The organism is Microbulbifer maximicatervae (SeqCode), assembly GCF_052467505.1.
Map to the genome: position 1 here is coordinate 2,391,830 of NZ_CP174313.1, position 24,275 is coordinate 2,416,104.

Here is a 24,275-nt window from a genome sequence, read left to right on the forward strand (position 1 = left end):
CCCCTAGTGATCCCTTCTAATATGAAACCATTGGATTTTCGAGTCCTTTCAAGGGCGAGCCTTGGCTTGTCCAGCCCCTTAGGGACTCTCAGTAACGACTTAGTGGCGATCTAGTCACCAAAGTTCTACAACAGACTGTAAAACTGTGTAAAGAGTTAACGATGTCCGAAATGCGCCCGCGCCCAGAACGCGGTCAGTTTCACCTGCCCACTGAGCTCTACGGCCAAAGTGTTTTGGGTGCCCCTCTACTCTATTTTCCCGCACAAACCGGCACCCACCACGGCCTCATAATGGCCGGCACCCACGGAGATGAAGTCGCCGCAGTCGTCGCTCTATCCTGCGCGTTGCGGGCCCTCGCCACCAATTCATTGAGACATCACGTAATCCTCGCTGTCAATCCGGATGGCTGCCAGCTGGGCACCAGGGCCAACGCACGCGGCGTAGATCTTAACCGCAACTTTGCCACTGCAAATTGGGATGGCAGTGGCAATGTCTACCGGTGGAACAGTGCTGCGGAAAAACGCGATGTTCGGTTAAGTACAGGTGATAGCGCCGCCTCTGAACCCGAGACCTCTGCACTTTGCCAGTTGTTTGCAAAGCTGGGACCGACCTGGACCGTTTCCATTCACGAGCCCCTTGCCTGTGTCGAGGATCCCAGCAACAGCCCTCTGGGCATGCAGCTTGCCAGTGATTTCAAGCTGCCTCTGGTTGGGGATGTGGGTTACCAGACCCCAGGATCATTCGGCACTTGGTGCGCAGAACAAACACTGCCCTGTATTACTCTCGAATTCCCCCCAATATCAGCAGATGCGGCAAGTGAAGACTATCTGCAAGCGCTAATCGATCTGCTGACTTACGACCAATAAACTCTTCCTGCCTCGAAACGCAGAGGGGGCTCCACATCGCTGGCCAGCCAGGTGGGCCCATCCAGGTCCAGAAAGCTAGCTCGACTTCCCAAGGGCCAGGCTGCGCGGATAGCCCGAGAGGTACACAGCATACATCCCAGCATAATTTCCAGGCCGAGATCAGTCGCTTCATCTGCCAGTGCCAGGGCCTCGGTAATCCCGCCAGTTTTGTCCAACTTGATATTGACCATCTCATAGCGTTTGAGCAACTTCGGTAGATCCTCCCGAGTATGGCAACTCTCGTCCGCACAAATCGTCAGCGGGTGTTCAAAGCTCTCCAAAAATTCATCTTCACTCGCTGGAAGTGGCTGCTCAAGCATCGCTACCCCCAGCTTGCTTAAATCATGACATCTCTGCAACAAGGTCTCTTTTCGCCATGCCTCATTGGCATCAATCACCAACCTGGTATCTGGTGCTGCTGAGCGAACTGCCGACACCCTTTCTTGCACATGCTGGTCATCAAGTTTCAACTTGAGAATATCAGCTCCCGCCGTCACAGCAATTTTCGCAGCACTTGCCATTGCCTCGGGACTATCTACAACTAATGTCTGTACGGTAGGGAGAAAATCCGGAGCCGGGTGTAGACGCCCCGCTTTTTTAGCCTCCCAATCTGCCAGCGCACAATCCAATGCATTTCGCGCCGCTCCGGCAGGCATACGCAGCTGTAACTGCTCTCGGGTCAACCCATCGCTCACCTCTTTGAGCATTGGCTGCAGCTGGTGCAAAACAGAGGCAGCACTTTCTCCATAGCGAGCATAAGGCGTGCACTCACCGACGCCAGAGACTTCACCATCACTAAGCTCCACCACCACAACCTGAGCCTCAGTGCGCGCGCCACGAGAGATGACAAATGCAGTGCGTAGAGGCCAGCGCTCATCAAAACAGCGAGCCCTCATTGACAGAGCCTCCAGGCGATAAAAGGAACTCTCAGTTTAGGTCAGGGAGACGAGGGCTAGCTGGCGAAGGCGGAGGCGGCGGACTATTTCTTTTGGGAGGGCTCAATCTGCAGAAGTACAGGGGTGTAGGTGGGGTTTTGCGACTGGGACCTACTGTACCAGCGAACGCCCAAAGCACCGAAGACCAGACCGATCAAGGCCCCGATTACAGCACCGGGCTCAGCGAAGAGCGAATCCCCAATCAGTGCAACTAGCACCAGGGACATCAAGGGGACGAGGTAAACCAGCAAGGCACTACTGGTCAGGGCATTCTCGGTAATACCAATTACTGCCACATCATCGAGGTGGATTTTATCAGCAGAAAAACCGTTGAGAGCTACTTTAACGCGGGTCGAAGAAGAAAACAGATCGCCCAGCAATCCAGTCCCACAGCTGGACTTGGTAGAACAGCCATTACAGGCGCTACTCTGGGTGGTCTCCACCCAGATAGCATCGGACTCTATGGCCACCACCCGGCCACGCTCTTGAAGCACCTATATGCTCACTTAGCTCTTTGCGGTAATTGAGCTGGCGACACGGCGCGCTGTAGTTTCGGGGATTTCACCCACCACTGTTACAGTGTAAGCAACGCCTTCAATTTCCAGACGGTCCATATAGGCTGTTGTAGCTCCGCGGATTGCGCGACCTTTAAAGCCCTCAAGTTCTGGACCGAGGCGTTGGACAAATACAGAGAACACTCCCAGCCCATCGCTAAACACCATCATGTCGCCATCAGATAACGGCTTGACGGACACTACCCTGAAACCGTCGGGCAACCAGCCCACCTGCCAGCGGCTCTGTGAAGCCGTACACTCATTCCGATTGTCGATGCGCCGGGCATTATTCGAGACCGCCTGTAGTGCGGCATCCTCTACAGGGGAGAGATCCAGTTGTACAAACTGGTAACGCTCCAGTACGCGGCCCTGGGTGCTAACCAGCATGGTCTTCAACGGCAGCCCAGTCTGTTTATCGAGACTCACTACCAAGCCCAGGCGATAGCGATCCCTCGGTCGCGCCTCAATCACAACAGCATCGCGATCCGCGATTCGCTCCTCACCCCGCAAGATAAATTGGTAGGCACGCTGAGCCTGTTGTTGGCCCGCCGAGTTCCATGCTGTAGCACGATTTCTTGGCGAAGCACTGACATCGCAATTTCCGGCACTGCCGTGGCTGATCAACTCTCTAGGCTCACCACTGAGGTAGCGCACGCGCTCTACCTGCTCACCTTCTCGAACCGCGTGAACTACCTGCAAGGTCTCCAGGAGGCCCGCATGCTCAAAGGTCACCAGACCACTGTATTCAAGCTCAGTTACTGCCTTTGCCAACTTGGCTAGCCAATGCTCAACCTCGTTATTACTCACCACACCCGGGCTTACCATGCCGTTCTGCGCTGCAGGGTTGAGGTTAACTACGCCAGATGTCACCGCCTCTTGCGCCGGCATGCCGCCAACAGCACTTTCTGGAGTTGCAGTTGCTGGAACGGCCGGTACCGCAGCGGGACTTTCCACCTCTCCCGAGCCCCCGTCTGTCATAGCAACCTCCACTACAGCTGGGGCTGCTGCGGGAGCAGTACTCATATCGAGATTGATGGTGGTGGGGGCACTGGGTTCGACCCCAGTGTCAACCTGGGCAAATGACATGGGTGCCAACAACGAGGAGGCCAACAGTAGACCGTTGGCCTTGAGAATCCCGCTGAAAATTCGGCGCCCCCTGGTTTCGACTTTCGTCACACTACATTCCAACCTGTTCGCCGTAAGTGGCGCGAGCAAAGGGAACCATCCCCTGGCTGCCCACATGAGCGGCTTGTTCTGAGTGCTGAATCATTACGCGATTCAGGTGGCGCATCAACTCGGGAGTCGGGGCCTGCTGAATTACGGCCTGCCCCACAACACCGGTGCGTTGTTCCGGCACAAAGCGGGGAGCCGCAGTGCTCACTGAGCGCGTGGAAGGGGCGGGCACATAGAAACCGGAAGGCTGCGGTGCAGACTGAACGACCGGCTGAGCCTCCCGTTCTACCGAAGCTACCGGCTGGTTTGCCCCCTGAATAGCGCTCTGTGGAGAATCTGTCATTTGCTGCACACCCAAAATGGCAGCAAAGGCCACCGTCGCAGCAACAGCACCACGGGACAGCGGACGCCACCAGCGATTGTTGACCAAATTGCCAGCAACCGCAGATCCCCCATTGCCGTTTTGCGACAGAGGCTCTTCCTCATCGATGGCGGCAGAAATACTCGCTGCAAGGCCGATGTCGACCGGCGCGACCTGTTCGCGGCGCATAACACTCGCCGCAAGTTGGTAACGCGACCAGCGCTCACCGAACTCTTCAGAGGCCGCGCTGGCCTTCAGAAGCCGTTGCAGCTCCAGTTCGCTGACTTCGCCATCCATGAGCGCCGAGAGCGACTCGTTAAGACGTTCCTGATGATTCCCGTGGGACATAGGGGTTAACCCTCTTGTGCAATCATTTATTCGGTGCCCACAAGCACCATATTTGGTTACATGTTATGACCGGAGTCTGAGCGGTTGGTTTCCCCGACTGGGAAAATTTTCCGCAATTTTAACCCCTGTCACCCAGTGTTTCCGGCTCGCCGGCCATCACGGCCTGGACTGTCCGGTCTATCGCCTCCCGTGCGCGAAATATTCTAGAGCGCACAGTTCCCACCGGGCATCCCATAACCTCGGCGATTTCCTCGTAGCTCAGTCCCTCAAGCTCTCTCAGCGTTACCGCTGAGCGCAGATCCTCTGGCAGTGCGCGAATAGCGCGATGCACCGCCGCTTCCAGCTGGTCGCGAAACATCTGACTTTCAGGTGTCTCGTTGTCACGCAGCAGGTCAGCGCCCGAGTAAAACTCAGCATCTTCCAGTTCAACATCGGAAGATGGCGGCCGACGACTGCGGGAAACCAGGTGATTCTTGGCGGTATTGATCGCAATCCGATACATCCAGGTGTAAAAAGCGCTCTCGCCACGAAAATTGGCAAGAGCACGATAAGCCTTAATAAAAGCTTCTTGGGTTACATCCTGTACTTCACTGTGGTCCTTAATGAACCGACTCACTACAGCAACAATTTTGTGCTGGTACTTGAGTACAAGAAGATCAAAAGCGCGTTTGTCCCCTTTTTGTACTCGTTCTACCAGCTCACGGTCACTCGTTGACGCCTGATGCGCTGTCATCCCCAACTCCCATATCCAGCCACACTGCGGGCGCCACAAAATTTAACTGCGGGGCCACCGGCGCAGGCGTTTCTTTTACTGTGTTGATGACAATGACAATAGGACATAAGTTCCACGTCAAATCGACGAATAATCAGGAGGCGCTATACTACGCGACCCTTAAACATAATTGAAATCTATGAATGCCCAGGCAAACTACGACGTTCTCGTAATTGGAAGCGGTGCAGCAGGCCTTACACTGGCCCTGCATCTCGCCTCCCAGTATCGCGTGGCCCTGCTCTCCAAACAGAGATTGCAAGATGGCTCTACCTGGTTCGCCCAGGGAGGCATCGCTGCAGTGCTGGATGAGATGGATTCGGTTGAGTCGCATATTGCAGACACATTAGACGCGGGTGCAGGACTCTGCCACCCCGCTTCAGTGCGCTTTACCGTAGAGGAGAGCACTGCTGCGATCAGCTGGTTAATCGATCAAGGTGTGGACTTCACCCGCGAGGAACAGGGCTACCACCTCACCAAAGAGGGGGGGCACAGTCACAGGCGCATTATTCATAGCGCTGATGCCACCGGCCAAGCGGTACACAGCACCCTGATCACCAAGGTGCTAAACAGCCCCAATATCGATTGTTTCGAACACCACGTTGCCATCGATCTAATTCGCCAGCCGGATCCAGATAAAGGCCGATTTCGCTGTGCCGGCGCCTACGTACTCAACAAGAGCAACGATGAGGTCGAGCTGATCCAGGCTAAAGCCGTCGTCCTGGCCACCGGGGGGGCCAGCAAGGCCTACCTTTATACCAGTAACCCGGACGGTGCCAGCGGCGATGGAATCGCAATGGCTTGGCGCGCCGGGTGCCGCGTGGCCAATATGGAGTTCAATCAATTTCACCCCACTTGCCTTTATCATCCCAAGGCCAAAGCCCTGCTGGTGACAGAGGCTTTACGCGGTGAAGGCGCTGTACTCAAGCTTCCCGACGGCAGCCGGTTTATGGACCGCTTCGACAAGCGAGGAGAGTTGGCGCCACGGGATATCGTCGCCCGCGCTATCGACCACGAGATGAAGCGGCTGGGGGCAGATTGCCTCTATCTGGACATTTCCCATAAAGATCCTCAGTTTGTACGCGATCACTTCCCAACGGTTTATAACAATTGCCTTCGATATGGCATTGATATCACCCGAGAGCCTATTCCAGTGGTACCTGCAGCTCACTATACCTGTGGAGGCATTATGGTCGATCGCCATGGGCGCACAGATCTGGACCAGCTCTACGCCATTGGCGAAACGACATTTACCGGCTTACACGGCGCCAACCGCCTTGCTAGCAACTCGCTGTTAGAGTGTCTGGTTTACGCTCGCTCAGCAGCCCTGCATATCGATGAGCACCTGGGTATGGTACAGGCGCCCCGCCCATCTCCTGACTGGGATGCATCGCGCGTCACTGATTCCGATGAAGATGTAGTGATTTCCCATAACTGGGATGAGCTGCGCCGGTTTATGTGGGACTACGTGGGCATTGTGCGCACCCGCAAGCGACTCTTGCGCGCGCAGCACCGAGTAACGTTGCTGCAGAAAGAAATTCGCGAGTTCTACGCCAATTACCGCATCAGCAGCGATCTGGTTGAACTGCGCAATCTCTCCCTGGTATCGGAATTGATTATTCGTTCGGCCCTGGATCGCCGCGAGAGCCGGGGGCTGCACTACTCCCTCGACTACCCCCAACTGCGTGAACTTGCTATGGACACGATTTTGGTGCCAGAGAACTTTGCCGGCCAACGCCAATTTATTTAACCGACCAATTTTTAGCCAGCTGGGCCCGCCACGGCAACCCAGCTAACTAGCGGGAATAGCGCAGTGCCACTTGTAGCCTGCGCCAATCCTGCGGCGCCAGCATATCCTTGGCCAACACCAAACGGAGCCGGCGCCCAGCCCTATCCCGACCATTAATCACCACCAACCAAGACCACAACACCAGCTCATTTACAAACTGGAATTCGCGACGATCTGCGCCATCAGGGTGCCAAAACCACCTTCGCTCACGGGTCGATAAATGGCCGCTCACAGTTTTCACCCGGCGCCACTCTATCCCGGCGTAAACCATAACAAAAAGGCTCGCCAGCCCTGATAACACTAAAGGCAGGTTACACAACCAGAGTAGTAAGATCGCCAGGAAGGTGATCAACAAAAGGAGCAAATGCAAAAGAAAGGAAGGCGCAACGACGCAACTTAAGCGGGCGCTGCGCTCATAAAGCGGGGGTGTCGGGCTATTCCTGGAGTCCGGTGTTGTCACGGATGATCTGCACTATACGCTTCAAGTCCGGGTCAGCCGGATCTTCTCGACGCAAGAACCAGGCGAACAGATCCTGATCCTGCTCATCAAGCAGGCGGATATAGCGCTGCTGATCCTCTGGCTCCAGGGTCTCGTAAACATTATCCAGAAACGGCAGCAAAACCAGATCCAATTCCAACATGCCACGGCGACTGGCCCAAAACAGGCGGTTGCGATCCATACTTCTTTCCAACCAGATAAAAAGCGCAGTATACCCCCTGCTCCACCAAACTTGAAAAGGGCGCGAAGGACCCCCAAATAAAGCCCCGAATACAAATGCAGGTGGCAGGATTATGGATCAGCAACAGTGGCAGGATTTTCTCAGCAACGAGGGCGCCATTTGGGAGGGCAGCAAAGCTCACTTCCCTCTCACCAGTCGCGAAGACCCTCAGAGTTTGCACCTGCTGGACCTGGGCCCAATCGGAGCTATTTCCATTACCGGACCCGACAGCCAGAAGTTCTTACAGGGGCAGCTCACCTGTGACTTGATCAACCTTCCCGATGAACACAGCACCCTGGGCGCTCACTGCAACCCCAAGGGGCGTATGATCAGTGCTTTTAGTGCACTGAAACTTTCACAAAGTGAGTTCATCTTCCGGTTGCCAAAAAATTTGGCCCCCATCGCCCAGCAAGCGCTGTCCAAGTACGCCGTCTTTTTCAAAACAGAGCTGCATGACATCAGTGATGAAACCCACTGGTTAGGCCTGCAGGGACGAAATGTGGCAGAGCGCACCTCCAAATTGCTGGGCTTCGAGCAACCCTCTGTCGGCGAGGTGAAACTATTTGACTTCGAAGGGGAGCGCTGCATTGCCCAATGTATTACCGACCTGCAGCTAGCCATCCTGGTACCCACCAGCAAGGTCCAGCAACTGTGGCAAAAGCTATCACCAGAGTGTGAAGCTACCGGCTATGACTGTTGGCAAATGCGCCAAATTGAAGCCGGCATTCCCCAAGTGGACGTCGCCACTACAGAGATGTTTATCCCGCAGATGACCAACCTGCACCTGCTCGGTGGCGTGAGCTTTAAAAAAGGCTGCTATACCGGCCAGGAAGTAATTGCCCGTATGCAATTCCGCGGCGCCGCCAAGCGTCGCCTTTACCGGGCAAGCTGCGCTTCGGGGGATCTCCCTGAATCGGGCATGGAGATCTTTGGAGATGGGAAGCAAAGCATTGGCAATCTGGTGGAAGCCTGCCATAGCAAAGAAGGCGTTCAGCTACTCGCCGTACTCACCATCGCCAAAGTGGCCGCAGGTGAATCCTTACACCTGAAAGATGGCCGCACTTTGGATATCGAGGAACTCCCCTACGATGCAGACGCCGATCCGCTAGCCTAAACAGGAAAATTACTTTTAATCAAAAAGGCGGCTTTTTAGTCGCCTTTTTTGTTTATGATTTAACAACCAGAAAAAACCTCTGAAAAGTAAAAAGATTTGCACCACTCAAAACGCAGCTTACTACCGCTACTATATTTATGGATATTTCCCTGGGCTTCAAAATTTCAGCTAAATAAAGCAGTAGAGGGAGGCAATATTGAAAGAGTTAGACCAACTAATTGTCGTTCTTGAATGCTGCATTATTCTGGCAGGCTTTGCTGCAATAGTTGGCACACTCCAACCCAGAAAAGGCAGAAATCTTGGCAAAGGAAGAATTGTATCCCTCGCAATGATTATTTATATCAGTTTGATCAACGCATTACTGGCTGCCTTCACCCTGACTCTATCCAATTTTGATCTTGCTGACCGCACCCTGTGGTCAGTAAGCAGTTTTGCCATGAGTGTGGCTACGTCGTTTTCTATCGGCTACCTATGGATAAAGAAACGACTCAAATCTGTTTCAATTGTTGCCAAGGTTACCTATTTCCTTCTTTTCGGCATTGCCGGCTCAGTAGTTATTATCAATATCATGAATGCGCTAGGGATCGTTTTCAACAGGGAGTATGGGCCATATTTTTTATCCTTTGTTTGCAACCTATTTGTTGTCGGTTATGCATTTTCAAGACTGCTTATGCGCCCATTATGGGTAGCTGTTAAAGAAAATGAACTAGGCCGAACCGGCAAGGAGAAAACGGTGGCGTCCGGCTGATTTTCAGCCAAAAGTGTGGCGCCAACCATTGGACACCTACACCTAACAATAATTATTAACCATATAGCAAGCGGGATAAAATAAAGCTAATTGTGAGACGGGAAACAACTTACCAGCTCTCCATTTCACTCATATACTGTTATCAACTTTCCTATTTAACCTTTCTGCTTGGGACAATAGCGGAAGATGGAAAAACTGTCGGTACAAATCGATCAATTGCTTGTCATTATTGAAATATCCATAGTGCTGGCAGGATTTGCGGCAATGGTTGCCACATTTCAGTCAAGGAGAATAGAGAGTATCTCTAGGGGGCATGTGGTGTCTCTGGCCATGATTGTCTATATCAGCCTATTCAGCGCACTGCTCGCCGCCTTTTCTTTGACACTTTTGAACTTCCGTATCGATGCTGGCTATGTTTGGTCTACAAGCAGCTCCTTGATGGGAATAGCCACCACAGGCTTTATTGTCTATCTGTGGAAAAAAAGACACTTCAAATTTGTGTCTATTGTAATGAAAGTTACCTACTATGGGCTTTTCAGTATCGCTTCATCGGTAGTTATCGTCAGCACCCTCAACGCTACTGGCATATTTTTCGAAAGAGAGTTTGGTCCTTATTTTTTAGCCTATATCTGTAACTTGTTTTTTGTCGGCTTTGCGTTTGCCCGGTTGTTAATGCGACCTCTTTGGAAGGCCGTTGAAACCAAAAAGAAACACCCTGTGAAGGACCGCTAATCCAAAACAGAGAAGATTATTGAGCAATTAATATATCACCACTCAACTGGAAATACTTTCTGATTTACTCAAGCCCTATATCCACAGTCAATTCCAGCACGATTTTAGCGTCATTTTTTACGCTCAAATTATTTTTACCTATAAATACTAATTTTCTCTATTTACAATCCGGGAGAGCTGAAAACTCTTCTTTTTTTTGACTCGTACCACCTCTGCATCAATTCAGGATCCTTCATCAGTTCCTGCATTTTCTTCATAGCCAGTAAGTGCTGGGCATCATTTTTACGATACATCTCGATTCCGTGCATCTTACTGAGTTCCGCCACCTCTTCAAAACTATCCCCGTGAAACTCCAAATCGCAGGCACCTCCCAACTCCTTACAAGTCATCATTTTCATAGCAATATCACCTTAGATTTCATAAGTTACATTTTATCTGACAGATAAATAACTTCAAAAGAGCCAAAAATAGATAATAGCTCTAATTGGCTTTCAAGCCTCGATAGATTTCCATCCCAAAACACTGCCGAAGCAGAGAGTAGACGCATATAACCACTAAAAAATAGAAAAATTCTTTATCTAAAAGCCAAGAGAAGGATAACAGGAATAGAATTTTTGGCGCTCTGGATAAATACAAACCCGGATAGATAATACCTATCCGGGTCAAGCCACTAAATCTCCACAGCAATCCGCTTCAATTGACCCGCCTCTGGCAAAGCCCACTCAATAGGCTTTTCTCCACGCTGTTGCAACCAGTGATTTGCCTGGGAAAAAGGACGGGTTCCAAAGAAACCCCGGTGCGCAGATAGAGGAGAGGGATGTGGAGCACGCAACACTAAATGCTTATTGCGGTCGATAAAGCCTCCCTTCTTTTGGGCATAGCTCCCCCAAAGAACAAAGACTAACCCTTCACGCTGTTCCGCTAGCTTGTGAATCGCCGCATCCGTAAATTGCTCCCAACCCTGCCCTTGGTGGGCGCCGGCCTTGCTGTCCTCAACAGTAAGGGTGGCATTTAGCAAAAGCACGCCCTGCTCTGCCCATGGTTGCAGGCAACCGTGGTGTGCAGGAGGAATACCCATATCGGAGTGCAACTCTTTATAAATATTTTGCAGCGATGGGGGAATGCGTACTCCGGGCATCACAGAAAAACACAGGCCATGGGCTTGGCCAACGCCATGGTATGGGTCCTGACCCAGGATAACGACTTTTACCTGATCAAAAGGTGTGGAGTTAAAGGCATTAAAGATCTGGCCACCGGCTGGGTAGATCTTCTTGCCGGCAGCCTTCTCCCCCTTTAAAAACTGACGCAATTGGGCCATATAGGGTTGGTCAAACTCCCCGCCCAAAACATCGTACCAAGAGGGGTGGATCTTTATTTTGTCCGGAACCGGCATTCTTAAACCTTCAATATCTTTTTAACATAGTGTTGTAACTCGGGCACAACTTCCTCCTCAAACCAGGGCCTGCGACGCAACCACAGGGTGTTGCGCGGGCTTGGATGCGGCAAGGGAAAGTATCCCGCTGGCAGTGCATCGCGGTAATGGCGAACATTCTCGGTAATACTGCCATACCAGTGCGGGAGGTAATGGCGCTGGGCGTATTGTCCCACCAACAGCGACAGTTGCAAGTTGGGTAGTTGTGCCATTAGGCGCTGGTGCCAAGTGGCGGCACACTCGGGTCGCGGCGGCAGGTCACCGCCCTTGCCGCGCCCAGGGTAACAGAAGCCCATGGGAATAATGGCAATCTGGGATTCGTCGTAAAAGGTGTCCCGATCAATCGCCAGCCAATCTCTCAGGCGATCTCCTGAGGGATCATTCCAGGGGGTACTGGTAGCGTGGACCCTGGTGCCCGGGGCCTGGCCTACGATCAGTAAGCGTGCAGACGCTGCAGCCCTCAAGACTGGATTCGGCCCTAGAGGAAGCTGTTCTTCACAGAGGCGACAAGCCCGTATTTCCTCCAGCAGTGCCGGTAACTTCTCAACTACCACCTACTATATGTCCCTATTGTTTACCGTCGGGGAAAGCTAAATGTAACAACCGCGCGCGGCGATCCTGGGGATCACGGACACGACTGATATTATTGTTATTGAAAACCACAAATACCCCCTGGTTATTTACAGCAACTCCAGACCCCATCCCCCCCAACCGCGACACTTCATAGGCGTGCTCCGGGGATTCTTCAATCTCACGGTAAACCAAGCACCATTCAGCTTGCAAGCTCGGCAGAGCTCTTCTACATACCGCATATGCGTTGCTTTCAAGAGTAAAAAGAGCGCCGTCATGATAATCAAGTCCTCTCAGATTCTCCGGGTGGTTTCCAAAATCCAGCCCCACTACAGAAGGCAAGGAGAAAACTTGAAACTCTCCTTTATTTCCCACCTTTAACAATCCCCTGGGTTCCCGCTCTAAAGCTACCCACAAGTCATCGCCAACCTCAACTATTCCCTCCCCGCCATTATTGTATCTCAGCGAATAACCCAGGTGTTCTATTGCTGATGACCACTTGTTATTAATCCAGCGTGAACTCCCATCTGTGTCCACTTCTGCTATTCGATTGTGGCGTTCACTCAATAAAAATGTACCGTCGTCTCTACAACATATTCCACCAAAACGCATTGCGGTTTTAGGCCGCAATAAATCCATAACAAAGTGAGAAACATTATCGGCTACTCCCCTTTTGGGCGGAGGCAGGCCGCTAACTTTCAGGTATTTTTCTAATGTCGCACTCTGACCGTGTAAATTGATTCTATATATTTTTTCCGATTCTTTAGGAGAAATCGTTATTAATTGGCCACAAAAACTCAAACCAGATAGACCTACACCCGAGCTATTATCTATCCAGTAATCAGCAATATCTTTAGCCAAAAAAATCTCAGCAGCCATCCCCACGGATGCTAAAAATATGAAATTAATTGCGAGGAAAACTGTCTTGATCATTACATCCCCCTTTAAACACTACCTGACTATTCGAACCCCAATAATAGAAAGTCTCTATTGGTATTTAGTCAGATTGATCTGGTAGAGCCAGATGTAATAAGAGTGCTCTGCGATCCTGTGGGTCGTGAATACGGCTGATATTATCATTGTCAAACACAATAAAAACGCCCCGCTCTCCAATAGCCAAACCATCTCCCTTTCCACCGGTCCGCGATACCTCGTAGCCGAGTTCAGAGGAGTTTTCATGTTCCCAGTAATCCAGACACCACTCGGCTTTCAAGCTGGGTAATTCCCTGCGGCAAACTGCATAGGCATTAGGTTCCAGGGTCCACAAAGCCCCATCATAGTAATAGAGGCCTGCCATATTTTCCGACTCATCACGAAAATCCAGCCCTTTTACTGGCGGCGGTGTAAAAATCTGTACACTTCCCTTGGGGCCGAGTTTTACCAGGGCACGGGGATCCCGCTCTATAGCCATCCAAAAGTCATCGCCCACCTTCTGCAGCCCTACACCGGAGAGATTGTACCCGTGCATATAGCCTTGGGCTTTAGCCGTGGCCGACCACATATTTTCTAACCAATGCCCCTTTCCCTCCATATTTATTTCGGCTATGCGGTTGTAACGTTCACTCAACAAATAGAATTTATCATCGGCACAGGTGATGGCTTCAAAATCCATCGCTGCAGCTGGGCGAGTAAGTTCCAGTAGAAAATACCATAAATTAGTAGGCCTATCTTTTTTCGGAACCCGGAGCCCAGCCAGCTTGATATAAGGCTCCAAGGTTGCACTCCTATCTCCCAATACTATCTGGTAGATCTCCCTGGATTGCTTATCCGACACCGTAACCATTTTTCCATCGCAAAAACTCAATCCAGATATGCTTAACCCGGCACTATCATCCACCCAGTAATGAGCTATTTTTTTGGCGGGAATAATTTCAGCTGCCAGCCCCAAGGATGACAAGAGCGCACATACGATAGTTAAAAAAATACGCTTAATCACGATCCTTCCAATTTATCGCCAAAGAGATTTAAGAACCGGGAGATTCCCTGCGGCCAACAGACACTACCAAGCTGTAAGGTCCCAATAGCTATTGGTACACAGCATAGTTACCCCAATTGCTCTAAACAATTTTAGCGCTAGTGACTAGAAGATATTTTAAAAATGAAGGGACTTGTTGAACGGGAAAGAACTAAAGGGATGGGATTAGCGCCGACTCCCGGAAAGTACGGCGCCAGACAGAGTCAATTATTGCTGCCTACTGGCCTCATCTGGCATTGCCAGATGCAACAACAGCGCGCGCTTGTCGTCAGGCGCCAGGGCACGGCCGATATTATTGTTGTCGAGGATAACGAAAATACCCTGCTCTCCGACTGCCAGCCCCTCGCCCTTTCCATAGCGGGTTTCTTCATAAACCCGCTCGGGAGATTCTTCAAGGGCACGATAATCCAGGCACCACTCGGCTTCCAGGCTAGGAAGTGCCCTGCGGCACACGGCGTGGGCGTTGCGCTCCAAGGTAAAGAGTGCGCCGTCGTGGTAATCCAATCCCGCCAAGTCTTCTGAACGGCCAGCAAAGTCCAGGCCATCTACTTGAGGCAGAGTCAGTGTGCTGGCCTCGCCATCTGCATTAAGCCTCAACAAACCACGGGGTTCACGCTCCATGGCTATCCAGAAAGTATCGTCGGCTTTCACCAACCCCTCGCTGGAAGCATTGGTCTTCTGTAGAAACCCCTGGGACCTGGCTAATGCCGACCAGCTATGCTCCTGCCAGCGTGCATTTCCCTCGATATCTACGATGGCAATACGGTTGTAATGCTCACTGACCAGATAGACCTGGCCATCGCTACAGGTAACACCTTCAAAGTCCAGATCTTCTGCCGGGCGGAACAACTCCTTGAAGCCTTCCCAAGCGCTGACAGGCTCATCCTGCTCCGGTATCCCAAGGCCGATTAAGCGAAGATGTGATACCAGGTCGGCACTGCCATCGCGAAGTTCAAGCGTGTAGATCTCTTCAGAGTTCTTATCGGAGACTGCCAGCAGATCTCCAGAACAGAAACTTAAGCCGGAAATATCCAGGCCTGCACTACTATCAACCCAATAGCTGGCCAGCAACCTAGCCGGGGTAATTTCTGCGGCTATCGCCAGTGGCGACAACAGCACGGATAGAACACTGAAGAGAGTACGCTTGATCACTGCAAAACCAATTAATCGCGGAAGTTATTAAACTGCAAAGGCTGTTCCAGCTCTTTACCGCGCAACAAGGCGATCACCTGCTGCAAGTCATCGCGCTTCTTGCCAGTAACACGCACCTGCTCACCCTGAATGGCAGCCTGCACCTTGAGCTTTTCATCTTTGATCAGCTTAACAATCTTTTTTGACAGTTCTTTGTCAAGGCCATTTTTCAGGGTCACGTCCAATTTGACCTGCTTGCCGGATTGCTCTTTATCACCTACATCCATCGCCAGTGGATCGATATCGCATTTGATCAGCGCGCCGCGCAGCATATCCACCATCTGGTCTACCTGCATGTCCACTTCAGCGCGAACTACCAGGGAGAACTCACTCATCTCCACTTCCGCATCCACACCTTTAAAGTCGAAGCGGTTGGTAATAGTGCGATTCACCTGATCCACAGCGTTGGTGAGTTGGTGCTTATCCACTTCAGATACAATGTCAAAAGAAGGCATTAAGTTGTCTGCTCCTATTTCCAGGTTTCCGGAGTAATCTCCGCGTTGTTGTCACTATCGGCCAGCCAGATATGGCCATCCTGAATGGTGGCACTCAGTTCCATATTGCGCTCAGCCATAGCCGCCAATTGCTCAGTGGCATCAGCGGCTAAATGGTAGACGGTAAGGTTATCAAAGCGCTCCAATTGGCTGGCCTGTTTCTGCCACCAGATTGGTGCTGCACGGCGCCCGTAACTGTATACGATAACGCGCTTCGAGCGGTTGCAGGCTTTGCGAATTCGTTCCTCAGTGGGAAGCCCCACTTCAATCCAGAGATCGATTTCCCCGCTCAGGTTTTTTTGCCAGAGATCCGCTTCCTCATCGGAGGACAATCCCCGGGTAAACTCCAGCGTTTCCGCCGCATTGTGTGCAAAAGCCAGTAGGCGCACCATCATACGCTCATCTGTTTCCGAGGGATGTCGCGCCAAAGTGAGCGGATGTTCGGCGTAATAATCCCTGTCCATATCGGATATCTGGACTTTGGCCTTAAATATTGTTGCTTTTAACGCCATTTTGACTCCATGTTGATGCCTTCTCCAGCGCCGGGAGTCAGGCGGACTATTCTTGATGGGTTCACGTGAGAATAAGGATATTCCGCATGACCTCTGCGCTCCCCAGCGGCTGGCCCTTTTGGCAGAGCTCACTGCTACTGCTGCTGGCAACCACCCTCAGTGGCTGTGGTGTCAACAATATCCCAACCTATGACGAGCAGGTTAAAGCCACCTGGGCCCAGGTTCAAAACCAATACCAGCGCCGTGCCGATCTGGTTCCCAATCTGGTGCAAACCGTAAAAGCTTACGCATCCCACGAACGGGAAACCCTACAAGCCGTCACTGAGGCAAGGGCCAAAGTCAGCTCTCTCCAGGTTGACGGCAACCTTCTCAATGACCCAGCCAAACTGCAACAGTTCGAAGCAGCACAAGGCCAGTTAACCAGCGCGCTATCCCGCCTTATGTTGGTGGTAGAGCGATACCCCAACCTCAAAGCCAACCAGAACTTCCTCACACTGCAATCTCAGTTAGAGGGCACCGAAAACCGCATCAGTGTCGCGCGCCGGGATTATATCCAGGCTGTAGAGCGCTACAACCGCGAGATTCGCACTTTTCCAGGAAGAATCTGGCATGCCGTGCTCTACAGGGATATGCCGCTTCGAGAAACTTTCGAAGCCACCAGTGAAGATGCCGATAAGGCACCTGAGGTTAAGGAGCCTCTGAATAACTCCATGATACCTCTGGCATGCAGAGCGGTTCACAATCAAGGCGCGGCTTCGCAGGAATGTCTAGACCTTTCAAGAAGTCGCAACGCGGAGTGTGAATCGCTCTGCAAGCCCCGAAGGGCGAGTCTTGAAGGCCACAGCTGCTGCGTTGCAGCTCTTGCAAAGGGCTACGGCCATTCGCGGCGAGCTGCGCCTAACATCTGCAGCCTTCAAGACCCGCAGAGGCATTACGGAGTTATTTAGAGGCTCCTCAACTTCCAATAGACAGGCGCCATCGACCCCAAAATGAACCGCCCCAGTCTTGCCATAACCATCCTGATCGCTCTGGTCTGTGCCTTAACAGCCTGGGCCGATGTGCAGTTTCCAGCGCTGTCCGGCCGAGTGGTAGATCAGGGAGAGTTGTTAAAGGCCGATGAGAGATACCAACTTACTGAATTGATACAGCAGTATGAGCGCGACAGCGACAATCAGCTGGTGGTCGCCACCATCCCCGAGCTTCAGGACATCACTATAGAGGAGTATGCCAACCAACTGGCACGCAAGTGGAAGCTAGGAAAGAAAGACAAAGACAATGGCGTGCTTTTCCTGATTGCGCCCAATGATAGAAAGGTCCGTATCGAAGTAGGCTACGGCCTGGAAGGAGCCCTAACCGATGCATTGGCGGCAAATATTATCCAAACCAAAGTACTGCCAGAGTTTCGCAATGGCGATTTTAGCGGCGGAATCAATGCAGGGGTTCGATCAATTATCGCCGCGACGAAAAATGAATATGTCGCTGAACCCGTAGAAACCAAAGAGGGGCGTCGAATTGCTGTACTGGTCGGCCTGTTCCTTCTGCTGGTCATGCTACACCTCTTCGGCAGTGCAGCACTGGGTTCACCTGTACAGAGCCGCATTTTTAAGCGGGGGCGCTACGGCGGCTACTATGGTGGAGGTGGATTTGGCGGAGGTCTATCCGGCGGCAGCTCTGGGGGCGGGTTTAGCGGGGGCGGCGGAGGTTTTGGCGGAGGGGGCGCATCGGGAGGATGGTAATGCTCACCAATACTTATCAACGCCAGGTAGCAGAGGCAATCAAGGAAGTAGAGTCCCGCACCGACGCTGAAGTCATGGCTGTGGTCGCCAAAGAAGCGGACAACTACCTTTATATCTCTACCCTATGGGCCGCATTCCTAACACTGTTAGTCTCCCCTCTGATCGAATTCCTGCCGTTCTGGATCAACCTTCAACAGGCGGTGACGCTTCAGTGGATTGTATTTATTGTCCTGGCAGTAATATTCCGCTGGCGCCCCATCACCATGCGCCTGGTACCAAAGAAAATAAAATTCTGGCGAGCTTCAAACTTAGCTCGCAGGCAATTTCTGGAGCAGGATTTACACGCAACCAAGGATCGACTCGGGCTACTGATATTTGTTTCAGAAGCCGAACACTATGTAGAAATACTGGCCGACAGAGGCATTGCTCAACACATCACCAATGACAACTGGCAGAGAGTAGTGGAAAATTTTGTGCAACAAATCAAGCGGGGAAAAGCAGGAGAGGCATTACTGGTATGTATTGAGCAATGCGGAGATCTACTTCACGAAGCGATACCCACCAGCACCATTAAAGATGAACTACCGAATCATCTAGTCGTTATCAATTAAATCCCCGTATCCCCCAAAACTGGCAACACCAACTTACTCAAGTTTCAAAACGAAACTCCACGCCATACCAATCTACCCTCCTATTGTGACTTGAATCATCAACTAAGCTGCCTAAAGACATAAAACCCATAAGTAAACTCTATACAAGAAGATGATTCCGACTAAAACCCTATCGCAGCTTTTCAGTATTACTCTTCTGTTACTGGCATCCGGATTCAGTGACGCTCTCTGGTCTCAAGAACTACAAAAGAAAAATACGACTTCGGCAATCGGGGACGCTTACTTGCCCGGCACTCGTATAGCCTCCCCTCGCCCAAAGCAAGCCACGACCCGCTTCCTGCCAGCATTGGGTAACAGCGATAACTTAACTTTTCATGTCGAGCATTTGCGGAGCAACCACATTGGCGATCTCGACGCTCTCAGAGTGGAATGGGCCATCAGTAACCGGCAAGTGAAATTTCCGACCTGGGACGCCAGCAGTACCAAGCCGGGGTCCGAAAAGTTACCAGCTTCCCCTGCTGAGGTTGTATTCATACCTACTATTTATGGCGGAAAATTAATTTATAAAAATCTGACTGAGAAAATCTACGGGGAAGTCAATGCAATCTTCGGTACTGATCTTGAAGCACCAGACTAAATTAATCCCCCTTAAAAAATGAATAAGGTGCAACTGATAAACTCTACTCAAGAAACACATGACTCCCGAAACGAAATTTTATTTATCATCCAACAAAATACTTATCAGCCTGGCCTTGATATTATTCATCTGTGCATTATCAACAACCAGCAAGGCTGATTTCATCAGTTTAAGTGGCGCTGAGACCGCCAACAATATTGCGGAGATCGATATACAAAAAAATATCCTAAACATTAGATTCGAGATATCAGCAAGCGATGCCAAACTATTTTGGCCAGGAATTGATGATACACCAGACATTTATCGACTGGCACAATCGGCAAAAACCCAACAATCTTTCGACTTTCAAGTACTCTCTGGAAATAAGAGCATTAAGCCCAAACTCATCTCAATTCGAGTAGCCCAGAGAAAACCTAGAATTTCCCCTTTTGCTGGGAAAACCGATCCCCGCACCGGCATAAAAATGCCGGATTTCCCGGCAGATAAAAAGATTCTTTTAACTCAGCTGAAATATCCAATCGGTGGACTTTCAGTCCTGCAACTAAAACCACCCATCGGTAGTGATAAGCAGGCATCCGTGACAATTGGCTTTACCAGTCGCCACGGGCAAACACCTATCAGCGGCTTTCACTACCTATCCCAAGCTGAACCACTCATTATCGACTGGAAAGACCCATGGAATACACATTTTAAGAACACCAATATTAGTCGGCGTAATCGCTACCCTCTAATGTCTTTCCTCTACGTAGAGCCCCGCCAGATACGCCATGAGATACTCGTGCGCACCAAGGACTTACTGGAGTGGACTAATCACCCTTTCGATGCCTGGCAACTATTAACACCAGAAAGTAAGGCCTTCCTGCACCACACAGTTCGCAGCTATCTAAATAATAAAAATCCAACTTCTATTGATCAGTCGCCCTCACAGCCGAATAGCATTGAGACTGTTTTTCTTCGCGCAAATAATAGCGGGTACTCACAGATTTCAGAGAATGACACTATTGAAATGGGCTCAGTGATGATTGGCTACCGGGAAAAATTTTCCATCGATGCACTGCCCCAGAGTGTTACCGTAGACTGGAATCTATTCACCGATACGATCAACTCCGTTCCCACCCTAATTCAGGACCCCGCAGGCCCATTTCCCACCCATGTAATTCCCTCATTTCCTGATATTCAGTGGCACAACTACCTATACGATTACCGACCTCCAAATAGCGATCCACTTGTAATAGAAACCCCTAGCCTGGCGGTCCCTATGGCTATCCTATTTTCATTTCTTATTATTACGATAATTGTATTGACGCTATCCACAAAACACTCACTTATAGGCCGCAAGGGTTCAACTATTCTCTATACCGCCATAATAATCTCAGCTATCGCTTTGTACCTCAATCTTCCAGAAGAATACCGGGTAAACCTCCCAGGAACCGCTAAAAAACGGGACTTGGGCCAAGTAACAGAACAGCTACTGTTAAAAGTTGCAGCCGCATTTAAAGAGCCTCTACCGATCAATCTGGAATTAAAGCTAAAAAACCTGATTACCAAGGAAGGATTCGAAAGTACCTATTCAAATCTGGCACAAATTCATCGCCCCCAAACAACGAGTGGTGGCTTGGGATCAATCAGTGCTATTACAAATCTTAAAGTCGAGTACTCCAGCCAAATTAACCTGAATGGCAACAAAGGATTCCGGTTGATTACAAGTTGGCAGGCGGTAGTAGAGGACCGAAGCTGGGGACAGTTTGAACAAAGACCGCAAGAGACCCGGGCCAATATCGCAATTATCCAGTCTGATAACCACTGGAAAATCGCTGGATTTACTCCCCTATCCGTGCGGTAAGAATAAAATAGAGAAATAGTTAGGGTTATGAAAAACAGCACATACAAGTTCCCCGCAACATTTGTTCTATACCTCCTTATGTCCAGCCTCAGCGGGCAAGCACAAGCGCACTTTCTTCTTAACTTCAATGTACGGATTTTCCATATAGAGCACACAGCCAGTGGTGCCAACCTATATATGAGAGTGCCTATGCCCTATTTACTGGCAGATAAAACAAAAAAGGGTCGCGACCCCTATACTGGCAAACTCCCACAACCCGCGCCCTATACCAAAAACTCATTGGATCAAGGCGGCTTGGTCCATTATGTGGATTTTCAGCAGCTGGAGCTAGCGCCTCTAGGACTCGGTAATATTGCAGAGAGCGCCACTCTTCTCCGCAATACTGACAAGCAGATAAAAGGCGATGTAAAAGCCGTGCGCCTGTATCGGATAGGAAATGAACCAGGTTTTGCAACGCTGGAGGAGGCACAGCAGGCATTTTTGCACCAATACTTACCTGAAGATACCAATCAAAGGTTGTATGTGGGTGACACCTTGGTTGATATTCAGATCTTCTACCCTCTGGAAGCTCCCCTTGGAAAATACCAACTATCCAGCTCTCTTAACCCCGGCCTCCCCAACCAGGAAGACACCGCAAATCTGGTGCTGGATTACAACCCAGGTAAGACCCAGGTATTTCGCTCACGCGGTCTTATGCAAAAGCCACTACTGATTACCCACTCCTCAATAGACGCTGTGAAGACTTTTCTGGCGGAGGGCATCGCCCATATCCTGAAGGGGTTGGACCACGTGTTATTTGTACTCTGCCTAAGCCTCGGTGCACTCAGCCTACCGCTACTCTTGTGGCGCGCTACCGGCTTTACCATCGGTCACAGTATCACCCTCTCAGCCGGATTCTTTGGTTTTGTTCCCATAGTCAGCTGGTTCGTACCTATGGTAGAAACCGGTATCGCCCTATCCATAATCTATATGGCCTGGATATCACTACACAGGGAAGAAACAAAGATCACAGGCAGCGAAAGTACAATTTTTATCGGCACCTGCATGCTCGGCCTGCTCCATGGCCTGGGTTTTTCATTTGTATTACATGAAATACTCCAAGTTGACTCCCCGAATATCTGGCAAAGCCTCTTGGCCTTCAACCTGGGAATAGAAGCCGGGCAAGTACTCATAATTCTTGCCATATGGCCCCTGGCCTATTTGGCCAGGCTCAGGAAAAAGGAATGGGAAATCCGGATACGTTATTCTGTTGCTGGACTCTGTAGCGCAATTGCTTTTATTTGGACATTAGATAGAGGATATGAGCTTGTTTCGGCAATTTTCTGAACAGGAGAATGAGCTTTCTCTCTGATTATTACACCCGAGATAATACACCTAAAACTACTTTGTATTCTCAAGCTCCAGAGACAAAACTCACTCCAAAATTAACCTCCCTGTCACTACACACGTAATAGTGAGTAAAAATACAAAGCGCAATAAATCAGGACGTTAAATAATTTAAGATCCAACCCCCTTGGGATGCTGCTTCCCGGCGTCACCTATTACTTCCCAAGAGGCCTTTGAGTCAACCCATAAATGATGAACCACTTTTAGATTCTCGTTACCATCTACCAAGCTTCCTGCAGGAATGTAAGTATTTAAAGAATCATTATCTCCGGGCAGAGTCGAACCGCAAGTAGCGCAAAAATTTGTATGCCAATCATGCCCGGGCTTAGACCAATACTTAAGGTTCTCCTTACCTTTAACCCAACTAAACTTCTCGGTAGGCACAATAGCTACAGTAATAGCGCCACTCCCTGTGGAACGACGACAGATTGAACAGTGGCACATATATAAATCTGTGAGGGATTCTTGTATCTCATAAGCTATCTCTCCACAATTGCATTCACCTTTAGTCAAAAAGACACTCCTTTATTAATATAAAGTCTCGAAAACTGAGATATCTATATCACCTTTTATAATTTCTACACTGCTAAAGCAATATAATTTGGCTGTAGAAATAAGCTGATAACTCGTCCTTTTTAAATAAGGCATAGCCACTCCTAGATACATGACTTTGATCATCAGTGAAACGTCGGAGTACATCTCCCTCCTCATACAACAACCACATACACTCTATTTCAGGGCCCAAACCTGATGGATTTTTAAGATAGTCAATTAAAATTGGTAAGTAATGCTCATCTGGGCCACTTAGCTTATAGTCCCAATTTGCAACTTTTGTAATTTCTTTAGCGTATTGAATAAGGTTTTCTTGAGCAACATCTTTTAAATTAGACTCCTCATGGAATTGAATATTTGAAAAATCACCAAAATATTCATTGCTAATTTCAGAATTAGTACAGTTTTCAACTTCAGCTGCATTGATACCTAAGCAGATCATAAAGCAGCACACAAAAAGGATAGTTTTCATCATAATTTCACAGTTTATTCTTATAAAAGTTATGCCATATCCAAAAGTACAAAATAAAGCAAGAGTAAATAGTTACTTCCTGCAGAATTAACCTTACAAGTTGGGTTTATCGATATAGCCAATTGCGAACTTCCAGAAGCCCATACCCCAACATTCCAAGGAAGATTACCCAAAACAAGGAGATTCCCTTTTCAAGAACTGAGAACATTGGCAGGACTGGATTATAATATACAGTTCGCATTCGCCCTATCGTTGAGAGAGAGCCTATTTTCATCCAGGCTCCACTATATGACGATTTACCTACCGTATATTTGTAACTAAATAAAACAAACTTTGTACTCCCTCCATTATTCTTCGCATAAGAACCAAACCTTCCGACCGGATCAGTATACCCATTTTGATATAGTGTAATCTCCTTTATATTGACGTATACAGGCTTGACCTCCACATAAAACACAGAAACTAAACCTAAAATAAATAGGCAACCTGAAACTGTAAGGAGAACACGACTAAAATACTTAAGGAATCCATTCATACATTTTAAATCAACTCAAGTAATACAAGACAATCTCTATCATTGATAAATTTTAACCGACCATGGGGCCCCAATCTACTAACACTGAACGATCTCCCGGACTAATTTTAACTCCGGCATTAGCTACATGTTCTACAACAAATATCTCAGGCTGAACTTCGGTTCCAAATAGAGAAATGCTA

The 24,275-nt window shown here is 49.8% G+C and carries 28 protein-coding genes; 11 read left to right on the plus strand and 17 right to left on the minus strand.

Annotated elements, in window-relative coordinates:
- The first annotated feature begins 161 nt into the window (after positions 1 to 161).
- Positions 162 to 866 carry a murein tripeptide amidase MpaA gene (gene mpaA / locus ACJJIN_RS10460; protein ID WP_413662748.1) on the plus strand — a complete coding sequence of 235 codons (705 nt, stop codon included), beginning with the start codon at positions 162 to 164 and terminating at the stop codon, positions 864 to 866.
- On the opposite strand, the gene ycjG is transcribed toward mpaA, so the two are convergent.
- The 5 genes from ycjG to rpoE all read right to left on the minus strand — a co-directional run bounded on the left by ycjG (position 854) and on the right by rpoE (position 5,009).
- Positions 854 to 1,801 carry an L-Ala-D/L-Glu epimerase gene (ycjG, locus tag ACJJIN_RS10465; RefSeq protein ID WP_444898006.1) on the minus strand — a complete coding sequence of 316 codons (948 nt, stop codon included), beginning with the start codon at positions 1,799 to 1,801 and terminating at the stop codon, positions 854 to 856. The two genes, mpaA and ycjG, sit on opposite strands and share 13 nt — an antisense overlap.
- 83 nt (positions 1,802 to 1,884) lie before the next feature.
- Positions 1,885 to 2,334, minus strand: a complete 450-nt coding sequence (locus ACJJIN_RS10470; RefSeq protein ID WP_282931957.1) for a SoxR reducing system RseC family protein — start codon at positions 2,332 to 2,334, stop codon at positions 1,885 to 1,887.
- A gap of 12 nt (positions 2,335 to 2,346) precedes the next feature.
- The gene (locus ACJJIN_RS10475; RefSeq protein WP_444898007.1) at positions 2,347 to 3,570 is read right to left on the minus strand and encodes a MucB/RseB family sigma factor regulatory protein; all 1,224 of its coding nucleotides are present in this window, start codon (positions 3,568 to 3,570) and stop codon (positions 2,347 to 2,349) included.
- A gap of 1 nt (position 3,571) precedes the next feature.
- Positions 3,572 to 4,276 carry a sigma-E factor negative regulatory protein gene (locus ACJJIN_RS10480; RefSeq protein WP_444898008.1) on the minus strand — a complete coding sequence of 235 codons (705 nt, stop codon included), beginning with the start codon at positions 4,274 to 4,276 and terminating at the stop codon, positions 3,572 to 3,574.
- Between the two features lie 118 nt (positions 4,277 to 4,394).
- Entirely contained in the window at positions 4,395 to 5,009 is a 615-nt protein-coding gene (gene rpoE, locus ACJJIN_RS10485; RefSeq protein ID WP_282931954.1) for an RNA polymerase sigma factor RpoE, read from the minus strand.
- A gap of 178 nt (positions 5,010 to 5,187) precedes the next feature.
- Between rpoE and nadB the strand changes: the two genes are divergently transcribed.
- Positions 5,188 to 6,795 (plus strand): L-aspartate oxidase, encoded by a 1,608-nt coding sequence (nadB, locus tag ACJJIN_RS10490; protein ID WP_413662753.1) that lies wholly within the window; start codon positions 5,188 to 5,190, stop codon positions 6,793 to 6,795.
- 46 nt (positions 6,796 to 6,841) lie between these two features.
- Here nadB and ACJJIN_RS10495 read toward each other — a convergent pair whose 3' ends face one another.
- Both ACJJIN_RS10495 and ACJJIN_RS10500 read right to left on the minus strand, forming a co-directional pair.
- On the minus strand, positions 6,842 to 7,294 hold the full coding sequence (locus ACJJIN_RS10495; RefSeq protein WP_444898009.1) for a protein YgfX: 453 nt from the start codon (positions 7,292 to 7,294) through the stop codon (positions 6,842 to 6,844).
- Positions 7,269 to 7,514 carry an FAD assembly factor SdhE gene (locus ACJJIN_RS10500; protein ID WP_282931952.1) on the minus strand — a complete coding sequence of 82 codons (246 nt, stop codon included), beginning with the start codon at positions 7,512 to 7,514 and terminating at the stop codon, positions 7,269 to 7,271. Before ACJJIN_RS10500 ends, ACJJIN_RS10495 begins: the two co-directional genes overlap by 26 nt.
- Before the next feature lie 112 nt (positions 7,515 to 7,626).
- Here ACJJIN_RS10500 and ygfZ point away from each other — a divergent pair, with 112 nt between their 5' ends.
- The 3 genes from ygfZ (at position 7,627) to ACJJIN_RS10515 (ending at position 10,147) form a co-directional block, all read left to right on the plus strand.
- Positions 7,627 to 8,667, plus strand: coding sequence for a CAF17-like 4Fe-4S cluster assembly/insertion protein YgfZ (ygfZ, locus tag ACJJIN_RS10505; RefSeq protein WP_444898010.1), 1,041 nt, complete (start codon positions 7,627 to 7,629; stop codon positions 8,665 to 8,667).
- A gap of 196 nt (positions 8,668 to 8,863) precedes the next feature.
- Positions 8,864 to 9,415, plus strand: a complete 552-nt coding sequence (locus tag ACJJIN_RS10510) for a hypothetical protein (RefSeq protein WP_444898011.1) — start codon at positions 8,864 to 8,866, stop codon at positions 9,413 to 9,415.
- A gap of 186 nt (positions 9,416 to 9,601) precedes the next feature.
- Complete coding sequence (locus tag ACJJIN_RS10515) at positions 9,602 to 10,147, plus strand: hypothetical protein (RefSeq protein WP_444898012.1); 546 nt, start codon at positions 9,602 to 9,604, stop codon at positions 10,145 to 10,147.
- A 161-nt stretch (positions 10,148 to 10,308) separates the two neighbouring features.
- On the opposite strand, the gene ACJJIN_RS10520 is transcribed toward ACJJIN_RS10515, so the two are convergent.
- The 8 genes from ACJJIN_RS10520 to ACJJIN_RS10555 all read right to left on the minus strand — a co-directional run bounded on the left by ACJJIN_RS10520 (position 10,309) and on the right by ACJJIN_RS10555 (position 16,321).
- Positions 10,309 to 10,545, minus strand: a complete 237-nt coding sequence (locus ACJJIN_RS10520) for a DUF1059 domain-containing protein (RefSeq protein ID WP_444898013.1) — start codon at positions 10,543 to 10,545, stop codon at positions 10,309 to 10,311.
- 272 nt (positions 10,546 to 10,817) lie between these two features.
- Positions 10,818 to 11,540, minus strand: a complete 723-nt coding sequence (ung, locus tag ACJJIN_RS10525; protein ID WP_282931947.1) for a uracil-DNA glycosylase — start codon at positions 11,538 to 11,540, stop codon at positions 10,818 to 10,820.
- Between the two features lie 2 nt (positions 11,541 to 11,542).
- Positions 11,543 to 12,133 carry a uracil-DNA glycosylase family protein gene (locus ACJJIN_RS10530; protein WP_444898014.1) on the minus strand — a complete coding sequence of 197 codons (591 nt, stop codon included), beginning with the start codon at positions 12,131 to 12,133 and terminating at the stop codon, positions 11,543 to 11,545.
- 13 nt (positions 12,134 to 12,146) lie between these two features.
- Complete coding sequence (locus tag ACJJIN_RS10535) at positions 12,147 to 13,082, minus strand: SdiA-regulated/phytase-like domain-containing protein (protein ID WP_444898015.1); 936 nt, start codon at positions 13,080 to 13,082, stop codon at positions 12,147 to 12,149.
- A gap of 64 nt (positions 13,083 to 13,146) precedes the next feature.
- On the minus strand, positions 13,147 to 14,085 hold the full coding sequence (locus ACJJIN_RS10540) for a hypothetical protein (protein ID WP_444898016.1): 939 nt from the start codon (positions 14,083 to 14,085) through the stop codon (positions 13,147 to 13,149).
- Positions 14,086 to 14,331: 246 nt separating this feature from the next.
- Entirely contained in the window at positions 14,332 to 15,276 is a 945-nt protein-coding gene (locus ACJJIN_RS10545; RefSeq protein WP_444898017.1) for an SdiA-regulated domain-containing protein, read from the minus strand.
- Positions 15,277 to 15,287: 11 nt separating this feature from the next.
- Positions 15,288 to 15,770, minus strand: coding sequence for a YajQ family cyclic di-GMP-binding protein (locus ACJJIN_RS10550; protein WP_108733959.1), 483 nt, complete (start codon positions 15,768 to 15,770; stop codon positions 15,288 to 15,290).
- A 14-nt stretch (positions 15,771 to 15,784) separates the two neighbouring features.
- Positions 15,785 to 16,321 carry a YaeQ family protein gene (locus tag ACJJIN_RS10555; protein ID WP_444898018.1) on the minus strand — a complete coding sequence of 179 codons (537 nt, stop codon included), beginning with the start codon at positions 16,319 to 16,321 and terminating at the stop codon, positions 15,785 to 15,787.
- A gap of 86 nt (positions 16,322 to 16,407) precedes the next feature.
- Between ACJJIN_RS10555 and ACJJIN_RS10560 the strand changes: the two genes are divergently transcribed.
- From ACJJIN_RS10560 to ACJJIN_RS10585, 6 genes are all read left to right on the plus strand, one after another.
- A complete protein-coding gene (locus ACJJIN_RS10560) occupies positions 16,408 to 17,268 on the plus strand; it encodes a LemA family protein (RefSeq protein WP_444898019.1) in 861 nt (286 codons plus the stop codon).
- A 42-nt stretch (positions 17,269 to 17,310) separates the two neighbouring features.
- Positions 17,311 to 18,057 carry a TPM domain-containing protein gene (locus ACJJIN_RS10565; protein ID WP_444898020.1) on the plus strand — a complete coding sequence of 249 codons (747 nt, stop codon included), beginning with the start codon at positions 17,311 to 17,313 and terminating at the stop codon, positions 18,055 to 18,057.
- Positions 18,057 to 18,668, plus strand: a complete 612-nt coding sequence (locus tag ACJJIN_RS10570) for a TPM domain-containing protein (RefSeq protein WP_444893211.1) — start codon at positions 18,057 to 18,059, stop codon at positions 18,666 to 18,668. The genes ACJJIN_RS10565 and ACJJIN_RS10570 overlap by 1 nt, the downstream gene beginning before the upstream one ends.
- Positions 18,669 to 18,819: 151 nt before the next feature.
- Positions 18,820 to 19,305 (plus strand): hypothetical protein, encoded by a 486-nt coding sequence (locus ACJJIN_RS10575; RefSeq protein WP_444898021.1) that lies wholly within the window; start codon positions 18,820 to 18,822, stop codon positions 19,303 to 19,305.
- Between the two features lie 58 nt (positions 19,306 to 19,363).
- Complete coding sequence (locus ACJJIN_RS10580) at positions 19,364 to 21,148, plus strand: hypothetical protein (protein ID WP_444898022.1); 1,785 nt, start codon at positions 19,364 to 19,366, stop codon at positions 21,146 to 21,148.
- Positions 21,149 to 21,175: 27 nt separating this feature from the next.
- Positions 21,176 to 22,474 carry a HupE/UreJ family protein gene (locus ACJJIN_RS10585; protein WP_444898023.1) on the plus strand — a complete coding sequence of 433 codons (1,299 nt, stop codon included), beginning with the start codon at positions 21,176 to 21,178 and terminating at the stop codon, positions 22,472 to 22,474.
- A 171-nt stretch (positions 22,475 to 22,645) separates the two neighbouring features.
- Here ACJJIN_RS10585 and ACJJIN_RS10590 read toward each other — a convergent pair whose 3' ends face one another.
- Positions 22,646 to 23,047, minus strand: a complete 402-nt coding sequence (locus ACJJIN_RS10590; RefSeq protein ID WP_444898024.1) for a GFA family protein — start codon at positions 23,045 to 23,047, stop codon at positions 22,646 to 22,648.
- Positions 23,048 to 23,120: 73 nt separating this feature from the next.
- On the minus strand, positions 23,121 to 23,561 hold the full coding sequence (locus tag ACJJIN_RS10595) for a hypothetical protein (RefSeq protein ID WP_444898025.1): 441 nt from the start codon (positions 23,559 to 23,561) through the stop codon (positions 23,121 to 23,123).
- Positions 23,562 to 24,275 lie beyond the last annotated feature (714 nt).